Here is a 6178-nt window from a genome sequence, read left to right as displayed (position 1 = left end):
CCACGAAATCTTGGTAAAAGTGAAGGATGCACGTTAATACAACCATATTTTGCTGTATCTAAAAAATGTTTGGGCAATAGCAAACCATATGAAACTACAAATATTAAATCAACATTAGGTGCTGGTTCCATTTTCAATGTTGATGGACATAACACCTGTAAACCCATCTTTACAGCAGCAAAATGTACGGGAGTTTTTGTAATATTGCCACCTCTACCAGCTGGCTTAGGTTGTTTTGTATACACACATTCCAAATGGATGCTAGGCATAGAGACTAATGATTCAAGAATTGGTACAGCAAATTCAGATGTTCCCATAAAAATTATTTTATACACAATTACAGTCCAGTAGAACCAAACCCCTTATCACCTCTTTCACTTGAAGATAAGCTATCTTTTAAAATAAATTTAATAGTAGGGACTTCTTTTACTAACAACTGTGCTATACGCATACCTCTGGAAATAATAAAATCATTTTTACCAAGATTTTTCAAAATTATTTTCAATTCTCCACGGTAATCAGCATCAATTGTTGCTGGTGAATTTAGCACAATAACACTATGCTTGAATGCTATACCAGATCTAGAGCGTATCTGTGCCTCATAGTTTGCTGGAATCTGGATTGCTATACCTGTTGGCACAACAGCTACATCACCTGGCTTTATTGTAATGTCTGTAGTTATATCTGCCATTAAATCAACACCTGCACTCTGACTAGTTGCATAAGTTGGTAAAGGTAGATCTACTGAATTACTAACCCTGTTAACAAAAACTTCAACATACTTCTTCTTAGTTAAAACATCAAATGACATAACAAACCAAAATACAATTATAAAAACAATTATTACAATATAAAAAACATATTTTCCAAAAATCAAGTATAATTTTTCTTAAATAAAGCATTGTATAGCATATAGCATAGCTCACAGCCATAGCTAAAAACATAAAAAATTTCTAGACAAACATTATAATGCAATAACACAATTTGTCATTAAACAAGTTCCATTATTAAATTTTTAAATGCTCTGCCACGCTTATTGAAATCTTGCCACTGGTCAAAAGATGCAAAACCTGGAGAAAAAAGAATTGTCACTGGCTCACCAAATAATAAAGCTGTCTTTAATGCTTCAGCAAAAGCTTTATCTAAATTTTCATAAAAAACACTATTAACACCCTTACTTAACAGTATATTGCTAAACACTTCCCCCATCTCACCTATAGTAAAACATTGCAAAACATTGTTAAAATTAACCCCATCCAATGCTAGATTTAAGTTGCAATTTTTATCCTTCCCACCAGCAATCCAATATATATTTCTCAAAGAGCTTAGTGCAAATAAAGCTGACTCAATATTAGTTGCTTTGCTATCATTAATAAAAAGAATGTTGTTATATTCACAAACTATCTCCATTCTATGCTCTAGTGGCTTAAATGATGATATTGCTGTTACTATATTATTTTTGGCAGTAAAACCAATGCAACTACAGTATGCTGCAAGAATACTAAGCTTATTTAAAGAAGTAGGAAAAATATTATTACTTAGCAACTCAGCCAATATTTTATTTTCCTTTATAGAAACAATGCTATCACCCTTAATTATTATATCAGCTTCAATATTGCCTAATGGAGAAACAAATATGATTTTGTTTTGAATATTAACATCAGATAATGTGCTAACAATATTCATACAATTCCTATCATCAACATTTAGAATAGAAAGATTTTTCTGGTTATGCAATATACGTTTCTTACTATTACAATAACTTTGAAAACTATCATATCTATCCAAATGATCTGGAGTAATATTTAGCAAGATACTTATGTCAAAACAAGCATTATCAAGCAAATCTAATTGAAAAGATGATAGTTCAAGCACATATATATCAGCATAATTTGCAGAAAGCACTGCTATGCCAACATTTCCAAGCAATTCAACACTAATTCCTGATAATTTTAGAATGTGCACTATAAGTGATGCTGTAGTAGATTTACCATTTGTACCAGTTATACATATAAACTTAGCACTATCTTTCTTAGCCTCCCAAAATAACTCAACATCACCAATTATCCTACAGTTGTTTTTCCTAGCTATATTAACAACATCATGAGCATCAACAAACAAAGGAATGCCAGGGCTCAATGCTAACACATCTATCTCAGGCCAATTGCAAAGAGTGTAGTGTTTTGTAAAAATATTTGCATCTGGATATTTTGCAATAATTTTTAACACATCTGGAATTAAACTAACATCTCTGTCATCAAGCAAAAAAACATTTGCACCACCAGCAACAAAAGACTCAGCCATAGCTATACCAGTAACTCCCATACCAAAAATAGCAATATTATTATCTTTGTAGCTATCTAAAATGATCATTTTTTACCTCAGCTAGTATAGTATTAAAACTTTTTGAACCAATAAAAAGCTGTCCAGTATTATCATCAGATTTTACCACTAATCTTTGCTTCCCATTGTGGGTAACTACTTCAGATAAAAATTTTTGTTTATATGCCATAGTAATATTATTATCCAAAAACAGTTGTGAAAATATAGAGGTATCATGCCATGGCATGCTAACAATTAATTTATCAAATAAATCATTTATAAAATTAAACATGTTCATAGATTCAATAATCATCTGTACCTTAATTCCATAAGAATATGCAGCAATAACTCCTCCCATATCAACATCAATATCACTAGAAGTATAATTTAAGGTTTTAACATCCACATAAAAACTATCTAATGCACTAATGCTAGCAAAAAAATCAATTTTAGTGTCAACTTCAGGAGTATGGCCAACTATACTCACATCCCATCCAGTAGCTTTGCCTTTAACAATATCAACTTTTTTAGCTAAAGCACTGAAAAATATGCTATCTTCATTAGAACTAGAGTTAATGTTGGCAATATTTATATAATCAACAACTTTATTATCTATAGAAATATTTTTCATCTTCAACAAAAATAATGACTTAGAAAAAGCAATCTTAATCCTCAAATTATCTAATGTATTTGGATACTGCACACCATTTTTATCAAATGATTTTATTTCCTTTAAATCAAAGATTAGATTTTTAGCCAAAATATCAGAATAAATCAATAAATTTGAAGCTTTAACACTCCCATTAACTTTAGTAAAGTCAAAACTAGGGTTTTTCATATTTACTGCAAAGAACCCATTTAAACCTAAAACTCTATTGCTATCAGTAGCAGAAAAACGAACACCACGTGCTGAATGAAAAAATAAGTTACCTGATGCCAGATCACTAATAATGTATGCACCCACCATCCAAACTACCAGCAATACAATTAGTATGCCCATAACTATAAAAAAAAATATTGATTTTAATTTAATCAAATTTGATTCATTCATCTTCAATATCTTCTGGTATATTAACAATCATACCATCCATATCCTCTGTGAGCATTATTTGACAACCAAGCCTAGAGGTAGGCTGTACGTTAAATGCCATATCAAGCATATCATTTTCCTCTTCAGATATTTCAGGCACTTTATTATACCATTCACTGTCTAATGCTACATGACATGTGGTACAGGCCATCGCACCACCACAAGCACCACTCATGCTTGTATTAGCATTAAGCTGTGATGCCTCCAATAAGGAAATACCAATAGGTGAAAGTATGCTTTTTTTCTCCCCAGAACTAGTAATAAAATTTATAGTTATTTGCTTAGCAATCATTTTAAAAACCATAAAATAAGTAGCTGGTCACTAATTATATCTATCTATAAAAAATATTCAAAGATTATCTAAAGATTCTAGTTGTTTAAAATATAATGGTATTAAATTATAGCTCTTAGAGATAAAAAGACTATCAATCTCCTTAACAATGTTTTGCAAATCATCAACCACCATGACTCTATCACTGCTCAATATACTGACAATCCACTGTTCACTAAAACCATTAATCTTCAGCATATACTTAGCTCTCTGCAAAGGTGAGCATAAAATATTATATGCAATTTGCAATAAATCACTATCATTTGTATTTTTCTTTTTTAAAAAATTATTTTTTAACTCTGGCAAATTAATGTCATATTGCTCTTTTAAATCTAGTAAATCAAAATAGCTAGTATGCATAAAGGTCTCACCACATCCACAGTGAGCATTGGCATTAGGATTATGAAAAACAAAACGAGAATTTAATCCTTTTGTTTCAAAATCAATGACTAAGCCAAACAAATAAATCAAAGACTCACCATCAACAATAAACCTAATATCTGGCATATCTTTGTTACTGCTTGGTACTTGCATAAGTATATCTGATTTCTTAATTTCTGTTGCATGCTCTATAACATATCTCATGTCTAAACAACTTTTCTTAGTTCTCATAGCTTTAATTTTAACGCTACAAGATAAAGCATCTTCAGCCATGCCATATTGCATAATCTTATGCAATTGACTAATGGCTGCATTAGTGAGTTTAACAATATTTTTATTGCCTAAATTCAACATACTAATTGGATAAACTGCTATCTAGTGAATAGTGCTCATTCTTATTTTCTTCATCAAGCAAGCTATCACTCTCCTCTTTGCCATTATTAGGCAAGCAATTGCTATCTTTATTCTCAAATCTGATGCTATATTGCAGCAATGCATCACTTATTACCTCTTCAGCCAAAACTGAACAATGAAATTTTACAGCTGGCAAACCTAGATCATTGTATATATCTTTATTGGTGATGCTTCTTGCTTCTTCTATAGTTTTACCTATAATAAGAGTTGTTAAATAAGTGCTAGATGCTATAGCTGACATACAGCCAAATGTTTTAACTTTTGCATCTAATATCTTGCGTGTGACTGGATCAACTTTTATATCTAATGTCATTAAATCACCACAAGCTGCTGAACCAGCCTTTCCTCTAACAACATTTGGATCATTTTTATCCAAGCTACCAATATTTTGAGGATTATTGTAATAGTTGTTAATATTATCATTATATTTCATATTCATCTACACATTTATTATTAAATAAGTTGCAAATTATTATTTTGCTCTTGAAGCTCTTCCCACAGTGGACTCATGTCACGCAGTACTGGAAGTACATTCTTCACAGAATTTATTACGTAATCTACTTCATCACTAGTTGTAAACCTGCCCATACCAAATCTAATAGCCGTATGAGCCAAGCTAGGTTCTGTATCAATTGCCTTCAAAACATGTGATGACTCTAAAGAACTAGAGGTACATGCAGAACCAGAGCTAACAGCTATATTACTTATAGCACCCATCATACTCTCACCCTCAACACAAGCAAAGCTAAGATTTATATTACCAGGAAAACGCATATCCATGCTACCATTTAAATGCACATAAGGAGTCTTTAAAACCAATTGATCATAAAACTTATTGAAAAACACCTTCAACTTTTTTAGTTCAGGTAACATTTCCATACTAGATAATAGCGCCGCCTCACCAAAGCCAACAGCTAATGGCACTGGCACTGTACCAGAGCGCATACCACGCTCTTGCATACCACCATGAATTATTGGAGTAATTCTTACTTTTGGATTCCTTCTAATATATAGCGCACCTATACCTTTGGGTCCATATATCTTATGGGCAGAAATACTTAATAAATCTATATTCATCTGATTTACATCAATAGGAATTTTTCCAAATGCTTGTGCAGCATCAGTATGAAAAAAAACACCTTTCTCTCTACATAGTGCTCCAATTTTCGCTAATGGTTGAATTGTGCCAATTTCATTATTGATGGCCATTATTGAAACTAAAATAGTTTTTGGTGTAATCATCTCACACAAAACATCTAGATCAATAACACCACTTTTTTGTACTGGCAAATAGCTAACATTAAAACCTCTGCTAGATAAATAACGTCCAGTATTTATAATGCATTTATGCTCTATAGCAGAAATAATAATATGATTATAATCTTTTCTATAAAAGTCAGAAACGCCTTTTAATGCTAAATTATTTGACTCAGTTGCACCAGAGGTGAAAATTATCTCTCTGGGGTCTGCATCAATAATACTTGCAACTTTTTTTCTAGAATCCTCAACAGCCTCATCAGCCTCCCAACCAAAACAATGGTCTCTAGAGTGACAATTGCCAAACTTATCCATAAAATATGGCATCATAGCTTCCATAACTCTAGGGTCAAGAGGTGTAGTGGACTGATAGTCCATAAAAA

At 31.8% G+C, this 6178-nt stretch carries 8 protein-coding genes; all 8 read right to left on the bottom strand.

Annotated features, from left to right (window positions below; genetic code table 11):
* Nucleotides 1–317 (bottom strand): formyltransferase family protein (locus AABI72_RS03670; protein WP_338364512.1); only part of this gene is annotated, 317 nt, incomplete at its 3' end.
* Between the two features lie 20 nt (nt 318–337).
* Nucleotides 338–811: a dUTP diphosphatase gene (gene dut, locus AABI72_RS03665; protein WP_338364509.1), complete on the bottom strand. Its 474-nt coding sequence runs from the start codon at nt 809–811 to the stop codon at nt 338–340.
* A gap of 179 nt (nt 812–990) precedes the next feature.
* Nucleotides 991–2373, bottom strand: coding sequence for a UDP-N-acetylmuramoyl-L-alanine--D-glutamate ligase (gene murD / locus AABI72_RS03660; RefSeq protein WP_338364507.1), 1383 nt, complete (start codon nt 2371–2373; stop codon nt 991–993).
* Nucleotides 2357–3373 carry a hypothetical protein gene (locus AABI72_RS03655; RefSeq protein WP_338364505.1) on the bottom strand — a complete coding sequence of 339 codons (1017 nt, stop codon included), beginning with the start codon at nt 3371–3373 and terminating at the stop codon, nt 2357–2359. The genes murD and AABI72_RS03655 overlap by 17 nt, the downstream gene beginning before the upstream one ends.
* The gene (locus AABI72_RS03650; RefSeq protein ID WP_410520605.1) at nt 3366–3716 is read right to left on the bottom strand and encodes a 2Fe-2S iron-sulfur cluster-binding protein; all 351 of its coding nucleotides are present in this window, start codon (nt 3714–3716) and stop codon (nt 3366–3368) included. Before AABI72_RS03650 ends, AABI72_RS03655 begins: the two co-directional genes overlap by 8 nt.
* Nucleotides 3717–3761: 45 nt before the next feature.
* Entirely contained in the window at nt 3762–4478 is a 717-nt protein-coding gene (locus AABI72_RS03645) for an iron-sulfur cluster assembly accessory protein (protein ID WP_338364503.1), read from the bottom strand.
* A 1-nt stretch (nt 4479) separates the two neighbouring features.
* On the bottom strand, nt 4480–4971 hold the full coding sequence (locus AABI72_RS03640; protein ID WP_338364501.1) for an iron-sulfur cluster assembly scaffold protein: 492 nt from the start codon (nt 4969–4971) through the stop codon (nt 4480–4482).
* A gap of 20 nt (nt 4972–4991) precedes the next feature.
* Nucleotides 4992–6173: an IscS subfamily cysteine desulfurase gene (locus tag AABI72_RS03635; RefSeq protein ID WP_338364523.1), complete on the bottom strand. Its 1182-nt coding sequence runs from the start codon at nt 6171–6173 to the stop codon at nt 4992–4994.
* Between the last annotated feature and the right edge of the window lie 5 nt (nt 6174–6178).

It is taken from the genome of Candidatus Xenohaliotis californiensis (genome assembly GCF_963930935.1).
GTDB lineage: Bacteria > Pseudomonadota > Alphaproteobacteria > Rickettsiales > CAWVOK01 > Xenohaliotis > Xenohaliotis californiensis.
The sequence above is the reverse complement of the archived record's forward strand: the minus strand, read 5'-3'. Positions and strand labels throughout refer to the sequence as shown.

Excerpts from the sequence above, each read along its gene's own strand:
- AABI72_RS03640 (WP_338364501.1), bottom strand. The coding sequence starts at position 4,971 with ATGAAATATAATGATAATATTAACAACTATTACAATAATCCTCAAAAT.
- dut (WP_338364509.1), bottom strand. The coding sequence starts at position 811 with ATGTCATTTGATGTTTTAACTAAGAAGAAGTATGTTGAAGTTTTTGTT.
- AABI72_RS03635 (WP_338364523.1), bottom strand. The coding sequence starts at position 6,173 with ATGGACTATCAGTCCACTACACCTCTTGACCCTAGAGTTATGGAAGCT.
- AABI72_RS03650 (WP_410520605.1), bottom strand. The coding sequence starts at position 3,716 with ATGGTTTTTAAAATGATTGCTAAGCAAATAACTATAAATTTTATTACT.
- murD (WP_338364507.1), bottom strand. The coding sequence starts at position 2,373 with ATGATCATTTTAGATAGCTACAAAGATAATAATATTGCTATTTTTGGT.
- AABI72_RS03655 (WP_338364505.1), bottom strand. The coding sequence starts at position 3,373 with ATGAATGAATCAAATTTGATTAAATTAAAATCAATATTTTTTTTTATA.
- AABI72_RS03645 (WP_338364503.1), bottom strand. The coding sequence starts at position 4,478 with ATGTTGAATTTAGGCAATAAAAATATTGTTAAACTCACTAATGCAGCC.